We start from the raw sequence: 20,921 nt of genomic DNA, 5'->3' as shown, positions 1-20,921 counted from the left end.
TCTACACTTGATTGATAATCCTCAACCGTACTTGAAACGTTAGGTTTTAATCAATCCGATTCAGGCTATTCCATTTAGAAGGAAAGTTGCAAAGAAGAGGAGTGAAAGACATGGATTTAGTAAATCAAACGGTCATTATTACTGGTGCTGCAAACGGGATTGGTGCAACGCTTGCTAAAACATATGCAAATGAAGGTGCCGTCGTCATTTTAGCAGATATTGATCAAATGACGGGTGAAGTCATTGCTCAAGAAATCGAAGAAGCTGGTGGAACGGCTTACTTTTACCGGTTGGACGTTCAAGACGAACATGATGTCAACTTACTCATCGAAAAAGCATTAGAACATACAGGTAAAATCGACATCATCATCAATAACGCCGGCATCATCATTCGAAAACCCCTTCTTGAACTCACGCTCGAAGAATGGGACCGCGTCAACCATACGAACTTACGCAGTATCTTTTTGACAACAAAGGCAGCTGCACCACATCTAAAACACGGTGGTCGAATCGTTAACTTGGCTTCGACTCGTGCCTATATGTCGGAGCCTGATACAGAATCGTATGCCGCAACAAAAGGTGGAATCGTCGCTTTGACACATGCTCTTGCCGTTTCGTTAGGTCCCAAAGGCGTTCTCGTCAATGCAATCGCACCAGGGTGGATCGAGACCGGGAATTATCATGAACTTTCCCCGGAGGATCATTCGCAACACCCGTCTGGACGCGTCGGTAAGCCAGAAGATGTCGCTCGTGCCGCCCTGTTCTTAACGAACCCCGAAAATGATTTCTTGACGGGAGAGACACTTGTCCTTGATGGTGGGATGACGCGAAAAATGATCTATGAAGAATGAGTACCGATCGACTGATTGAAAACCATGCGACTACAAGGGTGGGAGTTATTGCATTCTCCCCTCTTGTTTCACGTGACTCCTTCAGGAAAAAGTCCCAACGTATCTTGTCTTGCCGAGCAAAGCGCTTAAAAAAGTAATTCCTTTTTTTGTGTCTGACCATTTAGTCCAAAACTAATTTAAATAACCAAATCATTCATATATCAAACCACTTTTTAATAATGAATATAAAATATTACAAAAACATATCAATGGTCTTTTATTGAATTTTATCTTTCTATCACGTCTACCATTCCTTTTTTACCGCTTTATACCAGTCTTTTCATTGTCTTCTTTACGATACTTATCAATTATTTTCATAAAAAGTACATCCTTTCTATCATTATTTTCCTTATTATTTTAAATAAACTGTAACGTCCCTCCGTAAAAATTGTTGTTAGAGTAGTACAAGTATCACTCAACAACAAGGAAGGACTGATCGATTCACTTATGAAAAAATCTTTCATGCACTCAATAGGAATTTCCCTGATGACACTCACACTTCTCACAACACCATTCGTTACATCCGTAGGTGCTGCGACTTCATATAAAGACAAACAACAACAAAACGAACAAAAACAATCAAAACAAAAAGAAGCACTCGACGAAAACAATCAACAATTATCGAAAGCCCAAGAGAAAGTTTACGCGATTGACCAACAAATCAATGGATTGACGCTTCAAGTCGTCGAAAATGAACAAAAGATTGATCAAAACGAACGTCAGTTAACGAAACTTAAACAAAAGATTACAGCTTTACAGAAGAAAATCAAAAAACAAGAAAAAATGCTCGGCGATCGGCTGGCAGTTCGACAAGCTAAATCTGATAAAGATCCATTGCTCGAAGCTGTCTTCGGTGCAGAAGACATTGGTGATATGATCAGTCGCTTCAACGCATTCAATACGATTGCCGAAAGTGATGCTTCATTATTAAAAGATTACGAAACGAGTAAACAAGAGTTGGCAGAAGCAAAACAAGAACTTGAAGATACACGTACCGCACTCATCCATGACCGGAAAGTTCTAAAAAAGAAGCAACACGAGTTGAATGCTGAAAAGGACAAACGAACAGCCTTATTAAAACGCTTGAAGAAACAAAAGCGTTCAATCGAATCAAACATCTTAAGTCTAAAAGAGGCCGCTGCTCAACTTAAGGCACAAGAAGCGGCAGCCAAAGCCGCTGCTCTCGCAGCTAAAAAACAAGCAGCCGCGCAATCGGCGCAACCTGCTTCAATCAGTAAAGCAAGTACGAAAGTTATCTCAAATGCAACCGGAAAATTCATCAAACCTGCGAACGGTTCCATTTCACAAGGTATGGGTGCCGCGAGCGGAAATAATGGCTATGCTTATCATAACGGGACCGATTTCGCTGGACCGGTCAATTCTGCAATCGTCGCATCAGCTGCTGGAACTGTCATTCAAGCAAGCTCCGGTGGTCCGTATGGTAATCATGTCTATATCGCACACAACATCGGTGGTAAGACATATACGACTGTTTATGCGCATATGAATGCCTTGACAGTTAAACAAGGACAACAAGTCAAGCAAGGCCAACAAATCGGAAAACTCGGTAGTACGGGGAATTCAACCGGTCCCCATCTTCACTTCGAGATTCATGAAGGTGGCTACCAATATAATGCGAACGGACGGACAAACGAACTAAACCCAGAAAGTTTCTTTTAAAATGAATAAGCCCCGACACGTCGATTGATGTGTCGGGGCTTATTTTTTATATTGAGAACATGAGAGGTCATTAAATTTTAAATTGATTTGTTTGTTGATCAAGTGATGTTGTTGTCGTCTCGAGCTCTAACATCAATTGATGAATTTGCTCGAACGAAGCTTGTTGATCACGCATCGAAGCTGCGACCTCTTGATTCCCTGCCGCTAACTCTTCCATTACGCCACTAACCGAACTGACCTGATTGACGACATCATTCGCTTGTTCTTTCGAGCGGACAAGCTGTGATGTCACGTAATTGAGCGTTTCAGTGACATCGGCTACATTTTTCCGCGTCTCTTCGAATGCCGATTTGACTTGAGCAAAGTTTGCGACCTGATTCTCTTGTTCTTTTTCAGAACGCAACAATGCTTCTTGCAAGACAGCACCATCTTGGCGAATCGAACGTACGAGTGAGAAGATTGATCGTGTCGCTTGGTGCGTCTCGTCCGCAAGTTTTTTCACTTCGCTTGCGACGACGGCAAAGCCACGTCCTGCTTCTCCGGCTCTTGCCGCTTCAATCGCTGCATTCAAGGATAAGAGGTTTGTCTGCGCCGAGACACCTGAAACAAGTTCTGCCATTTTTTCGATTTGTTGTGTCTGTTCAAGGAAACCTTCTAGCTGACGTCCAAGTTCGCGGTTTTGAACCGTCGACGCAGCGAGTGAGGCTGTTTGTTCTTCCATGACCGAAGCACTCTGCCCCATCGTCGTGTCTGCGACTTTACCTTGGCTTAATGCAAGCTGAGCCCGACGTTCACTTTGGTCGAATGAGGAGCTCATGTCTGTAATCGTACTGACCGTCGTCTGTAAATCATCCGATACTGTCTGTGTTCCGCTCGCCATCTCATTGATCGCATGCGTCATGTTACCAGACACTTCGACGATGTTCGCATTTTCAGACGTTGCCTGTTCACTCATTTGACTGATTGTATTCGAAGTATGACTAATCGTCCCAATCACACCATGTAACGTTTGTTGCATTTGCGCAATCGCTGACTCGAGACGACCGATTTCATCTGCTCGTCCTGACGTCTCCAGTTGCTCCGATAAATCACCAGCCGAAATTTGCTCCGCTGTTTTAACGACACGGCTGATTGGACGCGTAATGCTCCGTGCGAAATACCAATTATATAGTGCTAACGCAATCAATAAAACAAACGTTGCGATTAACACAGTCCGTGTCAAATTGACGGTCTGGTCCTTCGCTTCTTGTTGCAGTACATCATAAAACTCACCGTTTTTTGTATGTAGTGTATACAAATCACTTAGTACACCCTCGATTCGGGCAGCATATGATCGGATTTCAATCGGGTTACGCCCCTCGACCAAATCATTTCGTTCAGCTGATAACGCAGTATATTTTGCTTCCGCCCGGTCCATTTCCGTTTTAAATGCATCAATTAAATACGTTTTTTCAAGCAACTGTAGCGCCTTCTCGTTCTTTTGACTTAAAGCGAGTACTTGCTCGACTTGACTGTCAGACGGTTGAGTTGCAAGACGGTTCCATGCGGCTTGTTCGTACAGTAGTTTTGTTTCAAGTTCCGAGATTTCGACAAGCTGTTTTCCATAATCTTCGTTGTACGATTGAATTTGCCGGAGTTCAACCAACGTCCATCCCATCAAGGCAACGACACTGATGATCGTCACGAGTGTCGAAATTAAAAAGCGTGTCCGTAACGTCATTGTACGTCAACCTTCCCTTCTAATACATCTTGTTTCAGTTGCTCAAGTTGCTTTAAATCTTTCTCTGAAAACGTTACATTTCGAATCGGGGCTAGTTGAATCGCACCTTCTTTGACACCGAGCACGATTTGACCCGACTGTAACCCTTTTTCTTTTACCGTATCGCCAATCGTCGTGATCGCGAGATCGACTTGTTTTAACATCGAGGTCATGACGGCGTCAGGCGCAATTGCCGTCTGATCACTATCGACACCAATCGCTTTATTGCCTTTTGCTTGCGCTGCTTCGAGGACACCACTGCCCGTCAAACCAGCTGCGGCAAATAACACATCTGCTTGTTGTTTCATTTGATCGTTCGCAATCGTCCGTCCTTTTTCGGGTGCTGCAAAGTCTTCTGCATAATCGACTAAAACTTTGATGTCCGGATTGACGGCTTTTGCTCCTGCCGTGTATCCTTTTTCAAACTTCTCGATTAAAGGCGACTTCATTCCTCCAACAAACCCAATCGTCTCATTTTCCGATTGAAGCGCAGCAGCAGCTCCTGCAAGATAACTGCCTTCATCTTCTTTAAATGTAACCGATAAGACATTTGGTAGTTCTGATACGGCATCAATCAACGCAAATTGTTGCAATGGATAACGTTTCGCGACTTCTTCTAATTCTGCTTGTCCCATAAAACCTAATCCGACGACGACGGTCGGCTTCTCTTTTGCCAACGTATCAAACGCCACTTTATATGTTTTCGTTTCCCCTAGTTCACGATAATCAATGAACCAATCTTCTTTTTCACGTAGTAAGGCCATCCCACTCATCGCGGCATCACTAAACGATTGATCACCAAGACCGACATCTGATAAGACAACCGCCATTTTTTGACGTTCCTTCACTGCTTGATCTGGATCGTCGATGATACTTCCACAACCTGCTAAACTGATCGTCGTCGCAAGCATTGCTAGTTTCCAGTGTTTCAACATCTCTACACTTCCTTCCAACGTTCTACATCTGATTATCGGAAGTGATGTCTGACTTCTTAATAGCTAGATTAAATTCAGAATTTTCCTGACAACAAAAAAACACGCCCCTCCTAACATAGGAAAGACGTGTCTGATGATGTATTTATTGCGAATTAATAATCGCTGTCTGAAGAACCACCTGTTACGATGGCGATACCAGCAGATGCACCGATACGTGATGCACCAGCATCGATCATCGCTTTAGCGCCTTCGAAGTCACGAACGCCACCTGAAGCTTTTACACCGATGTCAGGTCCCACTGTTTCACGCATGAGGCGAATGTCTTCAACCGTTGCACCACCAGTTGAGAAACCAGTTGATGTTTTAACGAAGTTCGCTCCAGCTTTGACTGAAAGTTCAGCAGCTGTTTTGATTTCTTCTTTTGTTAAGAGGCAGTTTTCAAAAATGACTTTAACGAGCGTACCATTCGCCGCTTCGACTACTGCACGGATATCACGTTCCACGAGTTCCACGTCACCGTCTTTTAGTGCGCCGATGTTAAGAACCATGTCGATTTCAGTTGCACCGTTTTTGATCGCATCTTTCGTTTCGAAAGCTTTGACTTCTGGTGTGTTCGCACCAAGTGGGAAACCGATTACTGTACAAACTTTAACGTCGTCGTCAGACTTTAAAAGTTCTGCTGCAAGTGCGACATACGTCGGGTTGACACAGACGCTAGCAAATTTGTACTCGAGTGCTTCCTTGCAAAGTGTTTCGATTTGGGCGCGTGATGTTTCCGGCTTGAGTGCCGTGTGGTCGATCATAGCTGCTAAGTTCATGATTAGTTTTCCTCCTTAAGGATATCCCTTATACTCTTTTTCTATTCTATCACGCAAGAGGTCAGACTTCTATCTTTTTACGCTACTTTCCGCAGTTGTTTTTTTCGAATCAATAAACTGTTTAACGTAAAGACGAGCGCAGCCGACCAAATAAATGTAAACGCGACCAAGTGTGTACGTGTAAAGGGTTCATCATACAAGAGAACACCGATGGCAAGTGATAGCGTCGGAGCAACAAACTGTAGAAAACCGACGACTGTATATGGGATCCGTTGGGCACCAAAACCGAATAAAAGTAACGGTACGGCCGTGATTACACCTGTCAACAATAATCCTGCCGTGACGAACGGTGTGTGCGAGAAGGTCGACGTTCCTTGTACACCAAGATAACTGATAAAAAGGAGTGCGAGCGGTAGCGGTGCGAGCGTTTCGAGTGTCAGGCTGACCGTCGCTTCGAGCGGACGTTGTTTCTTGACGACACCATAAAAGCCGAAACTAAATGCGAGCGCAAGCGAAATCCAAGGGAACTCGCCATAACCGATTGTTAAAATCAAGACACCGATCGTCGCGAGCAAAATTGCAATCCATTCAATCCGTGACAGTTTCTCTTTAAAGAAGAACACCCCGAACACGATGCTGACGAGCGGATTGATGTAGTAGCCAAGCGAGGCTTCGACGATGAAATTATGGTTGACTGCCCAGATGTAGATAAACCAATTCATACTAATGATGATTCCGTTCAAGAAAAACAATCTTCGTGTCCGTTGATTTTTAAACGCCGTCGTCAATTTAGGTAATGCTTTTTGGAAATACAATAACAGTAATAAAAACAAAAACGACCAGACAATCCGATTGGCGAGTATTGCCTCGCTTGAGACGCTAGCTAACAGCTTCCAATAAATCGGAAGTAATCCCCAAATGACATATGCTCCTAATGTGGCAAACAGGCCAGGTTTATTCATCGTTCCATTCCTCTTTTCTGAATTACGAGACCTTTTTCATCTTCATTCGTCCTGCCGATAAACCACTGATCGTAAACAGTGCGACGGCAATCCAGATGAACAGGAAGGCCACGAAGTGAATCGATGTAAACACATCATTAAACAAAAAGACACCGAGTACTAACGTCAACGTCGGTGCGATGTACTGCAAGATACCGACATATACAAATGGAATCTTCGGCATACCGTACCCAAACAGCATCAACTGAACAGCTGTCGCAACACCAAGCATGATGATGGCAATCAAGGCTCCGGTCGGTAAAGCGAGCGGATTCGCTCCCGTCACACCAAGCGTCAACAACGCGAACGGTAATGTCACTAACGTCTCTAGGAATAACCCTGATAACGGTTCTGCCGCTGCCTTTTTCTTTAACACACCATAAAAAGCAAACGAAACAGCAAGCGAAAAAGCAATGATTGGAAACTTCCCGTAGCCGAATGTCAAAATCAAGACACCGATGATGGCACTGATGATGGCAATCAATTGGGGCCGGTTCAAACGTTCTTGGAAAAATAACAACCCAAACAATACGCTGACGAGCGGATTGATGTAATAGCCGAGCGACGATTCGACGATGTACCCTTCACCGATTGCATAGAGATAGAGCGTCCAATTCCCACCGAGGACAAGACCAGCAGCTAAAACGGTCAGACGTTGTTTTTTATTCCGCCATAATCGACCGACTTGCGTAAATTTGCCGGACAAACGTAATAATAGTGTGACGAAGATGAACGCACTGATGATGCGAATCGACACGACCGTCCATGCCGGAACAGTGTCTGCAAATAATTTGTAAATCGGTAACAACCCGCCAATCACGTAGGCGACGAACGTCGCGCTCATTCCCCGTTTATCCACAATGAACCTCCTTATGTATACAAGTAAAGCCGCCATCATCATGGCGACTTTTTCGTTATTCCTGATCGAGCGTCGTAAATAAGGTTTTCATTTCTGACTCCGTCAAGTCACGCCATTCACCAATCGGTAAATCACCTAACTCAATATTCATGATACGGACCCGCTGCAACCGTTTGACGCGGTAACCAAATTCTTTACACATGCGACGAATCTGCCGGTTCAAGCCTTGCGTCAAGACGATTCGGAATGTCCGTGACTCGAGTTGTTCGACGATACATTCTTTCGTTGTCGTTCCAAGGATATCGACGCCGCTCGCCATTCCTTCGATGAACGTCTCTGTGATCGGGGCATCAACCGTTACGATATATTCTTTATCGTGATTATTCTCTGCCCGTAAAATCCGGTTGACGATGTCCCCATTGTTCGTCAAAATGATCAGTCCATCTGAGTCTTTGTCTAAGCGCCCGATCGGGAAAATCCGTTTCGGATGATTGACGAAATCGATGATATTTCCTTCGATGTCGAGTTCGGTCGTACATGTGATGCCGACCGGTTTGTTCAAAATCAAGTACTCAAGCGTCGGTTTTGTTTGGAGCGGCTGTCCATCGATTTCAACGGCATCCGTCGCTTCCGCTTGTGAACCGAGTTCCGCGACGACACCGTTGATTGTGACGCGACCGGCATCGACTAATTTATCCGCTGCCCGTCTTGAGCAGTATCCTGTTTCACTGATGAATTTATTAATTCGCATAGGTTGTCCTCTTTCTCTTGTTAGAATCTTTCCTCAGTGTAGCGTATACGTTACTTGAAAACAAAATAATTTATTTCGTACAGCCTGTTATGAAGCGTGAACATGCGATATCGAGAGGCAATCCGTTCGCGCTTCCCTGTCTCGCCTCGTCTTCAAAGCGGCAATCTTCCGCGCCACTATAGCAAAGCTATGCAGGGTCGCGACGGATTGAGCTCTAAATCGTCGTCTGCTTGTCTGGCTTTTTTTCAAGATATTACCTAAAAAGCGTCACGTTTCGTTGACTCCTACGGGAAAAAGTGCGTTTTCAACGCACTTTCAGAGGCAGGCAAGACCCTGCTCGTTGTCCGTTAGGACCAAGGAGCAACGGCTTGCGCCTCGCCCGAGGAAAGCAACGAATAAAGACGCTTGATCTCCCGGTAGCACGTTGTCTACTCGCTAAAAAAGTTCGCCTCCCTGAAGCAGGAAGACGAACTCATTTCAGATCGCTTGTTCTTTTAATGTCTCCATGATGCGGACGAATTGTCCGTCATTCATTGGATAGCCGGCTTTATTGATTTTGACGCGCACGAGTTGACCAATCAAAGATTCGTCTCCCTCGATCGCGACACGTAAGTAATTGTCCGTGTAACCGACGAGACGACCGCCTGCTTCTTCCGAAAACTCTTCCGGAATGATTTCAAGCAGTTCCCCTTCGTATTTTGAAGCATATTCTTTTGCGAGTTGATCCGATAAAGCGATCAAACGCGCAACACGCTGTTCTTTCATCGACTCTTCCACTTGATCGTCCATCATCGCAGCTGGTGTCCCTGTCCGTTTCGAGTAAGGGAAGACATGCAGCTCACTGAACTTATGATTATTGATGAAGTTGAACGTCTCCATGAATTCTTCTTCCGTCTCACCCGGGAAACCGACGATGACATCTGACGTGATGGCACAGTCCGGTAACACTTCTTTCAGACGCGTGATCCGTTCCCCGAACTCCGCCATCGTGTACTTACGACGCATCCGCCGTAAAACGGTATCCGATGCTGACTGAATCGGAACATGCAAGTGTCGGACGACGATTGGCGAATCCTTTAAGACGTCTAACACTTCATCCGTGATTTGACTCGCTTCGATCGAAGAAATCCGAAGGCGTTCAAGACCTGTGACGGACTCGAGTGCTTTGAGTAACTTCGCTAAGTTATAGTCTTTCAAATCTTCACCGTAGCCACCCGTATGAATCCCCGTCAAGACGATTTCTTTGTAACCGGCATCAACGAGCTGTTGTGCTTGCTTTAAGACATCTTCCGGTTGACGAGAACGCATCAACCCACGTGCCCATGGAATGATGCAGAAGGTACAAAAATTATTGCAGCCTTCTTGAATCTTCAGCGAAGCACGTGTCCGGTCCGTAAACGCTGGAACGTCCAGTTCTTCGTAGACTTTTGCCTTCATGATGTTCCCAACTGCATTAATCGGCATCCGTTCTTCGCGGAACTGTTCGATGTACCCAATCATCTTGTGGCGGTCTTGTGTCCCGACGACGACGTCAACCCCTGGAATCGCCATGATTTCAGCAGGCGATGTCTGTGCATAACAACCCGTTACACAGATGACACTGTCTGGATTTTGACGAATCGCCCGTCGAATGACTTGACGACTTTTTTTATCACCCGTATTCGTAACGGTACATGTATTGACGACGTAGACGTCTGCATGATCTGCAAAATCGACACGCGCGTAACCTGCATCTTTAAACAGCTGCCAGACGGCCTCTGTCTCATAATGATTGACTTTACAGCCAAGCGTTTGAAAGGCAACAGTAGCCATTTCGTTCACCCTTTCAGTTCAAAATGATACGATACGGCGGATAGGACATACAGCGGCGCCGTTTCCGTCCGTAAAATCCGTCGTCCGAGTGATGCCGGTAAGAAGCCGGCATCGGTCAACCGTGTTACCTCCGTCTCCGTCAGTCCACCTTCAGGACCAATCACGACGAGGAGTGAATCCCCTGCTTGTAGCCGCGCAAGGGTCGAGGCAAAAGCCGTAGCTTCGCCTTCTTTCGCTGCTTCTTCATACGCGACTAAACATGCCGTATATTGCGGTGCTTCTTGTAGGACTTCATCATACGTCACATAGTCAACTTGCGGCAAGTGAGCACGGTAGGATTGCTCGGCTGCTTCTTTGATGATTTTTTCAAGACGCTCGATTTTTTTCGGGACCTTTTTCGCATCCCATTTCGAGACCGAACGGGCGGATTCAAAAATGAGTAGTTGATTCATCCCGAGTTCGGTCGCTTTTTGAGCGACAAGCTCGATTTTATCACCTTTCGGCAAGGCATAGGCAAGCGTCACCCGAATCGGTAATTCTGTATCGATTGATGACGACTCGACAATCCGTGCGACGGCCTGTTGTTTGTCGAGTTCTTCGAGCGCACAACGAAATAGGCCGGTTCCATCAAGGACCAAGATTTCATCCCCGACATCCATCCGCATGACGTTTTTCATATGATGGGCGTCATCCTTTTGCAAGGTAAACCGTTCTCCCGAGCGAGCTGTCTGCTCTACAAAGTATCGTTGCATCGGCTCAGGCCTCGCGTTTCGCGATGATTGCGACCCAGTCTTCCAGTTTTGTTGTTTCAACAATCGTAAAACCAGCCTCGGTCATCGCCTCGACCACCATGTCTTTCTTCTGACTGATGATGCCTGAGGCAATGAAATGCCCGCCTGGTAGTGTCAGCTCGTAGGCATCGTTCACAAACAATAAGATGACCTCAGCTAAGATGTTTGCGACAATCAATTCGACAGGCTCATTTAATGCTTTCATCAAGTCACCTTGACGGACTGTGATCCGGTCACTGACTTGATTGAGTGCCACGTTATCCGTCGCTGATTTAACGGCGACTTCATCTAAATCAAGCGCGAATACATCTTTTGCTCCCAGTTTCGCAGCGGCGATTGCGAGGACACCTGAACCCGTCCCGACATCGACGACGCGATCTTGCTCTTGCAAGTAGTTTTCAATCGCTTGAATACAGAGAACTGTCGTCGGATGCGTTCCTGTCCCAAACGCCATACCCGGGTCAAGTTCGATGATTTTTTCATCCGGTTGTGGTGTATAGTCTTCCCACATCGGAACAACCGTCAAGTGACGGCTGATCTTGACCGGTTTATAAAACTGTTTCCACGAATGGGCCCAATCTTCTTCATCGACTTGTGTGAGCGTGACAGTACCTGAACCGATCGTCAGTCCGAACTGCGTCAGCATCTGGATATCACGTTCGATTCCTTTAATCATATCCGTCAAATCGCTACTTTCCGCAAGATAAGCTTTGACGAGGACACCTGTATCCGGATATTCGTCTCGTTTTTTCTCATCCCAAATTTCACCGAAGTTGTCTTCACGATGCGACATCATCTCGAAATCTTCGACATCCTCGATGACGACACCACTCGCTCCTGCTTCATGTAAAATATTCGAGACTGCTTCGACTGCTTCTTGTGTCGTATGGACACAAACTTCTGACCATTTCATTTCCTGTCACGCTCCTTTAGCGAATCACCCTTTAAAGAATGTTTTAATACGGCCAAAGACACCTTCATGCTGCTCTTCGACACCTTTTTCATCACTGATTTCGTTGAATTCACGTAAGATTTCTTTTTGACGATCTGTCAAATGCTTCGGTGTGATAAGGACGACGTTGACATACTGGTCACCATGATGACCTGAACGAACGTTCGGCATCCCTTTACCACGAAGGCGGAACCGTGATCCAGTTTGTGTACCGGCCGGAATCTTCAAGCTAACTTTTCCATGAACGGTTGGCACTTCGATTTCATCCCCGAGTGTCGCTTGAGCGAATGTTAACGGCATGTCCATGACGATATGATCGTCAACGCGCTCGAACAATTCGTGTTCCCGGACACGGACGACGACGTAGAGATCACCGAACGGTCCGCCGTTGACGCCTGCTTCCCCTTTACCAGCTAAGCGAATTTGTTGTCCATTGTCGATCCCTGCTGGAATTTTGACACGAACGTCTTTATTTTTACGGACACGACCTGCACCACGACATGTTTCACATGGTTCTTTGACGATTTGTCCACGCCCGTGACATGTCGAACATGTTGTTTGGTTGACGACACGACCGAACATCGTGTTTTGTTCGACGTTGATGTGACCTGATCCAGCACAACGTTTACATGTTTCTGGGTGCGTCCCTGGTTTTGCACCTGATCCATGACACGTTTCGCAATCTTCCTCGATTGGAATCGTGATGACTTTCTCAACACCCGAGAATGCCTCCATGAAATCAATTTCTTCTACGTACTGGAGATCTTGTCCTTTACGCGGTGCATTCGGATCTTGACGGCGTCCACCACCACCAAAGAACATGTCAAAGATGTCCCCGAATCCTTCTGCGCCGCCGAATCCTGCACCACCTTGCGATGGATCTTGGTGACCGTACTGATCGTAACGTGCTCGTTTATTGTCGTCAGACAAAATTTCGTACGCTTCCGAAATCTCTTTGAATTTTGCATCGGCATCTGATTCTTTATTGACATCCGGATGGTACGTCCGGGCGAGTTTCCGATAAGCTCGTTTAATTTCTGCTGCTGAGGCGTCGCGTGCAACACCTAACACTTCATAATAATCGCGTTTTTCCACGTTCAGTCTCCCTCTCTTTGGCTCCGATTCACTTCATACTGTTTGATTTTACCGAACTTCGTGCGACATGGAAAGAGCCAAAGCGCGGATCACGCTTTGGCTCTCTCTAGCGCCCGAAAAATCGGTCGATTCGAATTATTTGTTGTCTTTATCGTCTACTTCTTCAAATTCTGCGTCCATGACGTTGTCGTCTTGTCCGTCAGCTTGTGCGCCTTCAGCGCCAGCTTGTTGTTGAGCCATGTTTTCGTAGACTTTTTGTGTGAGTTCTTGAACGACTGTTGATAATTCATCTTTCGCCGTACGAATCGCTTCGATGTCTTCTCCAGCAAGAGCCGTTGTTACTTTTTCTTTTGCAGCTTCTGCTTTTTCTTTATCGGCAGCATCGATTTGTTCGCCGAGGTCTTTGATTGCTTTATCTGTCGCGAAGACGAGTTGATCGGCTTCGTTACGAAGTTCAACTTCTTCTTTACGTTTGTTGTCTGCATCTGCGTTCGCTTCAGCATCTTTGACCATTTGGTCGATGTCCGCTTCAGTCAAGCCGCTTGATGATTGGATTGTGATCGATTGTTCTTTGTTTGTACCGAGGTCTTTCGCCGATACGTTAACGATTCCGTTTGCATCGATGTCGAATTTAACTTCGATTTGCGGCACGCCGCGTTGTGCTGGTGGAATGTCTGTCAACTGGAAACGACCCAGCGTTTTGTTATCTGTTGCCATCGGACGTTCCCCTTGAAGGACGTGGATGTCTACTGCCGGCTGGTTATCAGCTGCTGTAGAGAAAACTTGTGATTTCGATGTCGGGATCGTCGTGTTACGATCGATCAACTTCGTCATCACGCTACCCATTGTTTCGATTCCGAGTGAGAGTGGTGTTACGTCAAGAAGAACAACGTCTTTGACGTCACCAGTCAATACGCCACCTTGAACTGCTGCACCGAGGGCAACCACTTCGTCCGGGTTAACGCCTTTGAATGATTCTTTACCTGTGAAGTCTTGAACTGCTTTTTGGACTGCAGGAATTCGTGTTGATCCCCCGACAAGAATGATTTTATCGATTTTATCTGGTGACATACCAGCATCGCTAAGGGCACGGCGCGTTGGTTCCATCGTCCGCTCGACGAGGTCAGCAGTCAAATCGTCGAATTTCGCACGTGATAACGTCATTTCAAGGTGAAGTGGACCTGCTGCGCCAGCCGTGATGAACGGAAGGCTGATTTGTGTCGAAGAGACACCTGAAAGGTCTTTCTTCGCTTTTTCAGCAGCATCTTTCAAACGTTGAAGTGCCATTTTATCTTGCGCTAAGTCGATACCATTGTCTTTTTTGAATTCTGCAACAAGGTGATCGATGATTTTTTGGTCAAAATCATCTCCACCAAGACGGCTGTCACCGGCTGTTGAAACAACTTCAAAGACACCATCACCAAGTTCAAGGATTGAAACGTCGAATGTACCGCCACCAAGGTCATAAATCAAGATTGTGTGGTCTTCGCCTTTTTCAAGTCCGTATGCAAGTGCTGCTGCAGTCGGCTCGTTGATGATCCGTTTTACGTCAAGACCAGCGATTGTACCCGCGTCTTTTGTTGCTTGGCGTTCTGCATCGTTGAAGTAAGCAGGTACTGTGATGACCGCTTCCGTTACTTTTTCACCGAGATAATCTTCAGCTTGCGCTTTCAACTTTTGAAGGATGATTGCTGATACTTCTTGTGGCGTGTAATCTTTTCCTTCAACTTCAACTTTGTAGTCTGTACCCATGTGACGTTTGATCGACATGATTGTATTCGGGTTCGTGATTGCTTGACGTTTCGCGACTTCCCCGACTTGACGCTCTCCGTTTTTAAAAGCGACGACAGATGGTGTCGTACGGTTACCTTCTGCGTTTGCGATAACGACCGGCTCTCCGCCTTCCATTACTGCTACACATGAGTTCGTTGTACCTAAGTCAATACCAATGATTTTTGCCATGATAAATTCCTCACCTTCGATTAGTTAATTGTTGTGTTTCGGATGATTCGAGATTACTCTGCGACTTTGACCATGCTTGGACGAATCACGCGGTCATGTAACTTATACCCTTTTTGGAATTCAGCCGTTACGATGCCCGACTCGAATTCGTCACTTGCTTCCTGAACGACTGCCTGATGCAGATTCGGGTCAAAGGCTTCGCCAACCGCTGGAATTTCAACGACACCTTCGTTTTGAAGGGTTTCGGCTAACTGACGCTTGACCATTTCGACACCCGCTAAGACGGACTTTGTTTCTTCGTTGTCAGACTCAATCTGAAGTGCGCGATCAAGGTTATCGACGAGTGGGAGTAACTTCTCGACGATAGATTGTGATGAATACTTCGCACGATTTTCTGCTTCAATCCGGTTACGGCGCTTGAAGTTATCAAAATCGGCACGCAACCGTAATTCTGATGCTTTTGCTTCAGCAAGTTGCGCTTCAAAATTCGGTGTTGCTTCTTCTTCGACGAGGTCCGCTTGCACGAGTTCCTCTTCTGTTACTTCAACTGTTTCTGCTTGTTGCTCGGTTGTTTCTTCATTACTGAGGTTTTGATTCTGCTCTTTTTCTTCCACTCTGAATCGAGCCCCTTTCTATATTCAATCCAAGCTGTTCTTACGCAGCTCGGTTTGGAATGCTTGCAAAAGATGAATGATCGAATTGATGCCTCGATTATAATCCATCCGTTTTGGACCAATCAGCGCAAGTGTCCCGAGCGAAACGCCATCAACGGAGTAATGGGCACGGATCACGCTACAATCCTTCAGGGCATCGACATTGTTTTCACTTCCGATTGTAATCAAGATTTGATTATCGAGATTCGGACTCAAGAAATCAAACAATGCTTCCTGCTGTTCAATCAATTCTAAGACAGGTCTTAGTTTGGCGACGTCTTGAAATTCCGGTTGGTCGAACATGTTTGCTTTCCCACCCAGATAAATCAAGGGACGCTCATCCTGTTGATCCATCAAAACGATATCGAGTGCTTTCGAAAGTAACGACGTCTGCTCCGAATGTTCGGAACGAAAACGTCTGATTTCTTCCAGCAAACGAATACGAAGATTGCTCAGTGGCGTTCCTCGTAACGTCTTATTCAGACGTTCCATCAGTCGACTCGCTGCCTCACGTGAGAGAGCTTCCGCTAACTGAAGTGTCTTATGCTCAACATGACCTGTATCCGTTACGAGAACGATTACGACGCGTCCTTCTGCTAACGGAATTAATTCTAAATGGTGGAGCCGTTGTCCTTCTTCTTTAGGACCTAATACAAGTGTCGTGTAATGCGTCAATTCGCTCAACAAGTCCGCCGTATGTCTGATCAAGCGATCATTTTCATTCACGGAATGGGCAAATAATGATTTTAATGCTTTTGCCTCTTGCGGTGAGATGCTTTCCGGACGAATCAGATGATCGACATAAAATCGATATCCAAGCTCAGATGGAATTCGTCCCGCAGAAGTATGCGGTTTTTCAATCAATCCCATCTCTTCGAGGTCCGCCATCTCATTTCGAATGGTCGCGGAACTGAACGTCACGTCGTCTCGTTTCGAGAGCGTCCGTGAGCCGACGGGTTGAGCGGTTTTGATATAATCATCGACGATTGCACGCAAAATCAACAATTGACGATCCGTCAGCACCTTCTTCACCACCTTATTTTGTTAGCACTCACTTTTAACGAGTGCTAATTACATCTTTACTATAAGGAATAGTGGAAATGATGTCAACAGATTTGCTGAACCCTTTGAACAGTTTCCCATTATACGATACAGTGAAACAAATGATGAAAAGGATGATCAAGATGCTTGAGATGTTTGCGATGGCCGGTGTGTTCGTTTGGTTGTTCATTGCCATCATCGGAACGACTGCTTATTTCGCAAGAAAATCTAAAAAATAGACGCGTACGAGGAAAATAACGAGAAAAGACGCTTTTATCTCCCAATAGCACGTTGTCTGTACGCAAAAAACCAATCCCGCTACTGTGGATTGGTTTTTTTGTCGTCCTGAAATCATTCAACTTCCGCTTCACCGATGAACTCGGCGAATACTTCATTCGCAAGCGGGACACCCGCCTCCGTTAATCGCAAGTGTGTATCCGTCCGTTCGACTAATCCGCGCGGCAATAACTTCGTGATTGTTTTACCAAAAGCAGCATCTAACGCTATCCCATACTTTTGCTCAAAGTGTTCGATTGACACCCCTTGTTTCATCCGAAGTCCGAGGAACATCTCTTCTTCCATTCGCTCGACACGTGTCAGTAGTGTCTCGTTGCGGACCGGTAAACCTTCCGCCTTGATGTAATGCGGAATCGGTGCGATGTTCGCGCGACGTGTTTGAGCGATGTAACTATGCGAGCCTGCGCCGAAACCGTAATACTCATCATTTTCCCAGTAGACCCGGTTATGCCGACTTTCTTTCCCCGGTAACGAGAAGTTCGAGATTTCGTATTGTTTCAAACCACCGGCTTCAATCGTCTCAATCATCAAACGATACATCTCTGCTTCAAGATCTTGTGTCGGTAACGGGAGTTTTCCTTTTCGTTCTTGAATCGCGAACACGGTGTGCGGTTCCAAAATTAACGAGTACGACGAAATATGGGTGATCGGTAAGCGAAGGGCGCGCTCGACATCGTATTTAACTTGCTCAAGCGTTTGATTCGGTAAGCCGAACATCAAATCGACGGAAATGTTATCAAACCGTTTAGCCGCTTCGTCAAGCGTCTCTGCGACTTTCGCTTCCCGGTGCGTCCGACCGATCCGTTCAAGCAATCCGTCATCAAACGACTGGACACCGAAACTGACACGGTTGACACCACCCGCTTTCATGATATCGAGTTTTTCAGGCGATACGCCGTCCGGATTCGACTCGACCGTGTATTCAAGCGTCTCATCCGTCAGCGGCAAGAGATGTTTGCTGATGATGTCCATCAGACGTTGCATCTGTTGTTCGTTCAGGGCAGTCGGTGTTCCGCCACCAATGAAAATCGTTTCAAGTCGATCGGTCGGGTATTGTTGTAGTGTCAGTTCGATTTCACGTTCTAACGCATCTAAATATTCCGCAACCGGTTGATTCTTTAAAAATACTTTATTGAAATCACAGTAGTAACAGATATGTTCACAAAACGGAATGTGGACATATGCGGCGCGTGGAGTCATTTCGCCTCATCCTTTCTATATAAACAAGAAAAAGGGTGCGTTAAACGCCCCCTTTTGACTTTAATCTTCATCCATCGACAGAACCGACATGAAGGCTTCTTGAGGTACCTCTACCGAGCCTACCATCTTCATGCGCTTCTTACCTTCTTTTTGCTTCTCAAGCAATTTACGTTTTCGTGAGATATCCCCACCATAACATTTTGCGAGAACGTTTTTCCGAAGGGCTTTAATCGTCGAACGCGCAACGATTTTTGTCCCGACCGCAGCTTGAATCGGCACTTCGAATTGCATCCGTGGAATCAATTCTTTTAATTTATCAACGATGACTTTCCCACGTTCGTACGCAAAATCACGGTGAACGATGAAACTCAGGGCATCGACGTTTTCGTTATTCAATAGGATATCCATCTTCACAAGGCGTGATTGTTGGTAGCCAATCAATTCGTAATCCAGTGAAGCATATCCTTTTGTACTCGATTTTAATTGATCGAAGAAATCATAAACGATTTCTGAAAGCGGTAACTCATACGTGATTTTAACACGTGTCGTATCGATGTATTCCATGTCGATGAACGTCCCACGTTTCTTTTGACAAAGTTCCATGATTGCCCCGACATAGTCGTTCGGCGTCATGACAGCTGCCTTGACGAAAGGTTCTTCGATGAACTCGACCTTTTGTTGATCGGGCATCTTCGACGGGTTGTCGACATGCAAGACTTCGCCAGACGTCGTCGTCACGTTGTAGATAACCGACGGTGCTGTCGTGATCATATCGATGTTGAACTCACGTTCGATTCGCTCTTGAATGATTTCCATGTGCAACATACCTAGGAATCCACAGCGGAAACCGAATCCGAGTGCTTGCGATGTCTCCGGCTCGAACTCGAGTGCTGCATCACTTAACTGGAGACGCTCAAGCGCTTCACGTAAATCATTGTAACGGGCGGCATCGATTGGATACAGTCCACAATACACCATCGGATTCATTTTCCGGTAACCCGGCAACGCTTCGATTGCCGGTTGTTTCGCGAGTGTAATCGTATCCCCTACTCGGACGTCTCCAACGGTCTTAATCGACGCTGACAATGTACCAACATCTCCGACCGTTAATTCTTGTTGACGAAGTGCCTTTGGTGTCGAAACGGCAAGTTCTAAGACTTCGAAATCTTTACCGGTCGACATCATACGAATTTTATCACCGACTTTGACCGTTCCGTTGACGATTCGGATTGATGCGACAACACCACGGTACGGGTCATAGAACGAGTCAAAAATTAACGCTTCAAGCGGTGCAGCCGGATCACCGGTTGGTGCAGGCACTTTTTCGACGATTTGTTCAAGAATCTCTTCAATTCCGATTCCTGCTTTTGCTGACGTCGGAACCGCTTCAGATGCGTCGAGTCCGATGACATCTTCGATTTCTTGACGAACACGTTCGACATCCGCCGACGGCAGGTCAATTTTATTGATGATCGGTAAAATTTCAAGATCGTTATCTAACGCCAAGTAGACGTTCGCGAGTGTTTGTGCTTCAATCCCTTGCGCCGCATCGACGACGAGAACAGCACCTTCACACGCTGCGAGTGAACGCGAAACTTCATAAGTAAAGTCGACGTGTCCAGGTGTGTCGATCAGATGGAGGATATATTCCTCACCATCTTTTGCTGTATACTTCAATTGGACGGCATTCAACTTGATTGTAATTCCACGTTCCCGTTCGAGATCCATGGCATCAAGCGTTTGGTCTTTCATTTCACGTGACGTCAAAGCGCCTGTTCTTTCTAGAATACGGTCAGCGAGCGTCGATTTCCCGTGGTCGATATGGGCGATAATCGAGAAGTTCCGAATGCTCTTTTGCCGTTTTAAACGGTCTGCATTATTCATGTTTATAGTCACCTTACCTTATATTCAAACGTACATACGCTTCATTATAACAAAAATCAGACGAGCTGTACCATCCCGTTTTGTTTTACCGAAAAACAAAAATCCAAAGAAACCCTAGAGCTGTTATTGCTTTTAAGAAAAACGTTTGCTACAATTGTGTTTGTTCTGTTGAACGATAAATGCAGATATGCGAATATAAATCTCGAATGAGTTTTCTTGGAGGTGAATCATCCATGGCTAACATTAAATCAGCAATCAAGCGTGTTAAAACAGCTGAAAAACGCCGCGTCGCTAACGTACAACGTAAATCGTCAATGCGTTCAGCTATCAAAGCAGTCGAAACTTTCGCTACTGAAGGTAACAAAGAGCAAGCGCTCGTAGCTTTCAACACAGCGTCTAAGAAAATCGACAAAGCTGCTGCTAAAGGTCTTATCCACAGCAACAAAGCTGGTCGTGACAAATCACGTCTCGCTAAACTCGTAAACGCACTTTAATTCTTTCCGAAGAATACGGTGATCGATCGCCACTAGGGGCTTCCCCG

At 45.8% G+C, this 20,921-nt stretch carries 19 protein-coding genes; 4 read left to right on the top strand and 15 right to left on the bottom strand.

Annotation, left to right across the window (positions count from 1 at the left end; translation table 11 throughout):
- The first annotated feature begins 110 nt into the window (after positions 1-110).
- Together KNQ05_RS08375 and KNQ05_RS08370 are read left to right on the top strand one after the other, a co-directional pair.
- Positions 111-851, top strand: a complete 741-nt coding sequence (locus KNQ05_RS08375) for an SDR family NAD(P)-dependent oxidoreductase (protein WP_088836536.1) — start codon at positions 111-113, stop codon at positions 849-851.
- 525 nt (positions 852-1,376) lie between these two features.
- A complete protein-coding gene (locus KNQ05_RS08370; RefSeq protein WP_239456840.1) occupies positions 1,377-2,570 on the top strand; it encodes a murein hydrolase activator EnvC family protein in 1,194 nt (397 codons plus the stop codon).
- Positions 2,571-2,640: 70 nt separating this feature from the next.
- Here KNQ05_RS08370 and KNQ05_RS08365 read toward each other — a convergent pair whose 3' ends face one another.
- From KNQ05_RS08365 to hrcA, 13 genes are all read right to left on the bottom strand, one after another.
- Entirely contained in the window at positions 2,641-4,290 is a 1,650-nt protein-coding gene (locus KNQ05_RS08365) for a methyl-accepting chemotaxis protein (protein WP_214805136.1), read from the bottom strand.
- Positions 4,287-5,264: a BMP family lipoprotein gene (locus KNQ05_RS08360; protein ID WP_088836533.1), complete on the bottom strand. Its 978-nt coding sequence runs from the start codon at positions 5,262-5,264 to the stop codon at positions 4,287-4,289. The genes KNQ05_RS08365 and KNQ05_RS08360 overlap by 4 nt, the downstream gene beginning before the upstream one ends.
- Positions 5,265-5,416: 152 nt before the next feature.
- Positions 5,417-6,082: a deoxyribose-phosphate aldolase gene (gene deoC, locus KNQ05_RS08355; protein ID WP_029332908.1), complete on the bottom strand. Its 666-nt coding sequence runs from the start codon at positions 6,080-6,082 to the stop codon at positions 5,417-5,419.
- Between the two features lie 77 nt (positions 6,083-6,159).
- Entirely contained in the window at positions 6,160-7,044 is an 885-nt protein-coding gene (gene rarD, locus KNQ05_RS08350; protein ID WP_088836531.1) for an EamA family transporter RarD, read from the bottom strand.
- A 22-nt stretch (positions 7,045-7,066) separates the two neighbouring features.
- On the bottom strand, positions 7,067-7,942 hold the full coding sequence (rarD, locus tag KNQ05_RS08345) for an EamA family transporter RarD (protein WP_029332906.1): 876 nt from the start codon (positions 7,940-7,942) through the stop codon (positions 7,067-7,069).
- Between the two features lie 55 nt (positions 7,943-7,997).
- Positions 7,998-8,693, bottom strand: a complete 696-nt coding sequence (gene rluF, locus KNQ05_RS08340) for a 23S rRNA pseudouridine(2604) synthase RluF (RefSeq protein ID WP_214805134.1) — start codon at positions 8,691-8,693, stop codon at positions 7,998-8,000.
- Between the two features lie 477 nt (positions 8,694-9,170).
- Positions 9,171-10,505, bottom strand: a complete 1,335-nt coding sequence (mtaB, locus tag KNQ05_RS08335) for a tRNA (N(6)-L-threonylcarbamoyladenosine(37)-C(2))-methylthiotransferase MtaB (RefSeq protein WP_214802707.1) — start codon at positions 10,503-10,505, stop codon at positions 9,171-9,173.
- A 5-nt stretch (positions 10,506-10,510) separates the two neighbouring features.
- Positions 10,511-11,257 carry a 16S rRNA (uracil(1498)-N(3))-methyltransferase gene (locus KNQ05_RS08330; protein WP_214805132.1) on the bottom strand — a complete coding sequence of 249 codons (747 nt, stop codon included), beginning with the start codon at positions 11,255-11,257 and terminating at the stop codon, positions 10,511-10,513.
- A 4-nt stretch (positions 11,258-11,261) separates the two neighbouring features.
- On the bottom strand, positions 11,262-12,209 hold the full coding sequence (gene prmA, locus KNQ05_RS08325) for a 50S ribosomal protein L11 methyltransferase (RefSeq protein ID WP_029332902.1): 948 nt from the start codon (positions 12,207-12,209) through the stop codon (positions 11,262-11,264).
- Between the two features lie 24 nt (positions 12,210-12,233).
- Entirely contained in the window at positions 12,234-13,343 is a 1,110-nt protein-coding gene (dnaJ, locus tag KNQ05_RS08320; protein WP_088836526.1) for a molecular chaperone DnaJ, read from the bottom strand.
- A gap of 135 nt (positions 13,344-13,478) precedes the next feature.
- A complete protein-coding gene (dnaK, locus tag KNQ05_RS08315) occupies positions 13,479-15,305 on the bottom strand; it encodes a molecular chaperone DnaK (RefSeq protein WP_088836525.1) in 1,827 nt (608 codons plus the stop codon).
- A 53-nt stretch (positions 15,306-15,358) separates the two neighbouring features.
- Positions 15,359-15,919: a nucleotide exchange factor GrpE gene (gene grpE / locus KNQ05_RS08310; protein WP_029332899.1), complete on the bottom strand. Its 561-nt coding sequence runs from the start codon at positions 15,917-15,919 to the stop codon at positions 15,359-15,361.
- Positions 15,920-15,943: 24 nt separating this feature from the next.
- Positions 15,944-16,981, bottom strand: a complete 1,038-nt coding sequence (gene hrcA, locus KNQ05_RS08305) for a heat-inducible transcriptional repressor HrcA (protein WP_214805130.1) — start codon at positions 16,979-16,981, stop codon at positions 15,944-15,946.
- A 77-nt stretch (positions 16,982-17,058) separates the two neighbouring features.
- Here hrcA and KNQ05_RS08300 point away from each other — a divergent pair, with 77 nt between their 5' ends.
- Positions 17,059-17,238, top strand: a complete 180-nt coding sequence (locus KNQ05_RS08300; protein WP_088836524.1) for a hypothetical protein — start codon at positions 17,059-17,061, stop codon at positions 17,236-17,238.
- A gap of 112 nt (positions 17,239-17,350) precedes the next feature.
- Here KNQ05_RS08300 and hemW read toward each other — a convergent pair whose 3' ends face one another.
- A complete protein-coding gene (hemW, locus tag KNQ05_RS08295) occupies positions 17,351-18,496 on the bottom strand; it encodes a radical SAM family heme chaperone HemW (RefSeq protein ID WP_214805128.1) in 1,146 nt (381 codons plus the stop codon).
- A gap of 60 nt (positions 18,497-18,556) precedes the next feature.
- Complete coding sequence (gene lepA / locus KNQ05_RS08290) at positions 18,557-20,380, bottom strand: translation elongation factor 4 (RefSeq protein ID WP_029332895.1); 1,824 nt, start codon at positions 20,378-20,380, stop codon at positions 18,557-18,559.
- Between the two features lie 233 nt (positions 20,381-20,613).
- On the opposite strand from lepA, the gene rpsT reads away from it, so the two are divergent.
- Entirely contained in the window at positions 20,614-20,874 is a 261-nt protein-coding gene (rpsT, locus tag KNQ05_RS08285; RefSeq protein ID WP_014969761.1) for a 30S ribosomal protein S20, read from the top strand.
- Positions 20,875-20,921: the final 47 nt, after the last annotated feature.

This window comes from Exiguobacterium sp. s125 (assembly GCF_018618605.1).
Taxonomy (GTDB): Bacteria; Bacillota; Bacilli; order Exiguobacteriales; family Exiguobacteriaceae; genus Exiguobacterium_A; species Exiguobacterium_A oxidotolerans.
The sequence above is the reverse complement of the archived record's forward strand: the minus strand, read 5'-3'. Positions and strand labels throughout refer to the sequence as shown.

Bases quoted from the DNA above. Each gene is read 5' to 3' on its own strand.
- KNQ05_RS08375 (WP_088836536.1), top strand. From the start codon at position 111: ATGGATTTAGTAAATCAAACGGTCATTATTACTGGTGCTGCAAACGGG.
- KNQ05_RS08370 (WP_239456840.1), top strand. From the start codon at position 1,377: ATGACACTCACACTTCTCACAACACCATTCGTTACATCCGTAGGTGCT.
- KNQ05_RS08365 (WP_214805136.1), bottom strand. From the start codon at position 4,290: ATGACGTTACGGACACGCTTTTTAATTTCGACACTCGTGACGATCATC.
- KNQ05_RS08360 (WP_088836533.1), bottom strand. From the start codon at position 5,264: ATGTTGAAACACTGGAAACTAGCAATGCTTGCGACGACGATCAGTTTA.
- deoC (WP_029332908.1), bottom strand. From the start codon at position 6,082: ATGAACTTAGCAGCTATGATCGACCACACGGCACTCAAGCCGGAAACA.
- rarD (WP_088836531.1), bottom strand. From the start codon at position 7,044: ATGAATAAACCTGGCCTGTTTGCCACATTAGGAGCATATGTCATTTGG.
- rluF (WP_214805134.1), bottom strand. From the start codon at position 8,693: ATGCGAATTAATAAATTCATCAGTGAAACAGGATACTGCTCAAGACGG.
- mtaB (WP_214802707.1), bottom strand. From the start codon at position 10,505: ATGGCTACTGTTGCCTTTCAAACGCTTGGCTGTAAAGTCAATCATTAT.
- KNQ05_RS08330 (WP_214805132.1), bottom strand. From the start codon at position 11,257: ATGCAACGATACTTTGTAGAGCAGACAGCTCGCTCGGGAGAACGGTTT.
- prmA (WP_029332902.1), bottom strand. From the start codon at position 12,209: ATGAAATGGTCAGAAGTTTGTGTCCATACGACACAAGAAGCAGTCGAA.
- dnaK (WP_088836525.1), bottom strand. From the start codon at position 15,305: ATGGCAAAAATCATTGGTATTGACTTAGGTACAACGAACTCATGTGTA.
- KNQ05_RS08300 (WP_088836524.1), top strand. From the start codon at position 17,059: ATGATGTCAACAGATTTGCTGAACCCTTTGAACAGTTTCCCATTATAC.
- hemW (WP_214805128.1), bottom strand. From the start codon at position 18,496: ATGACTCCACGCGCCGCATATGTCCACATTCCGTTTTGTGAACATATC.
- lepA (WP_029332895.1), bottom strand. From the start codon at position 20,380: ATGAATAATGCAGACCGTTTAAAACGGCAAAAGAGCATTCGGAACTTC.
- rpsT (WP_014969761.1), top strand. From the start codon at position 20,614: ATGGCTAACATTAAATCAGCAATCAAGCGTGTTAAAACAGCTGAAAAA.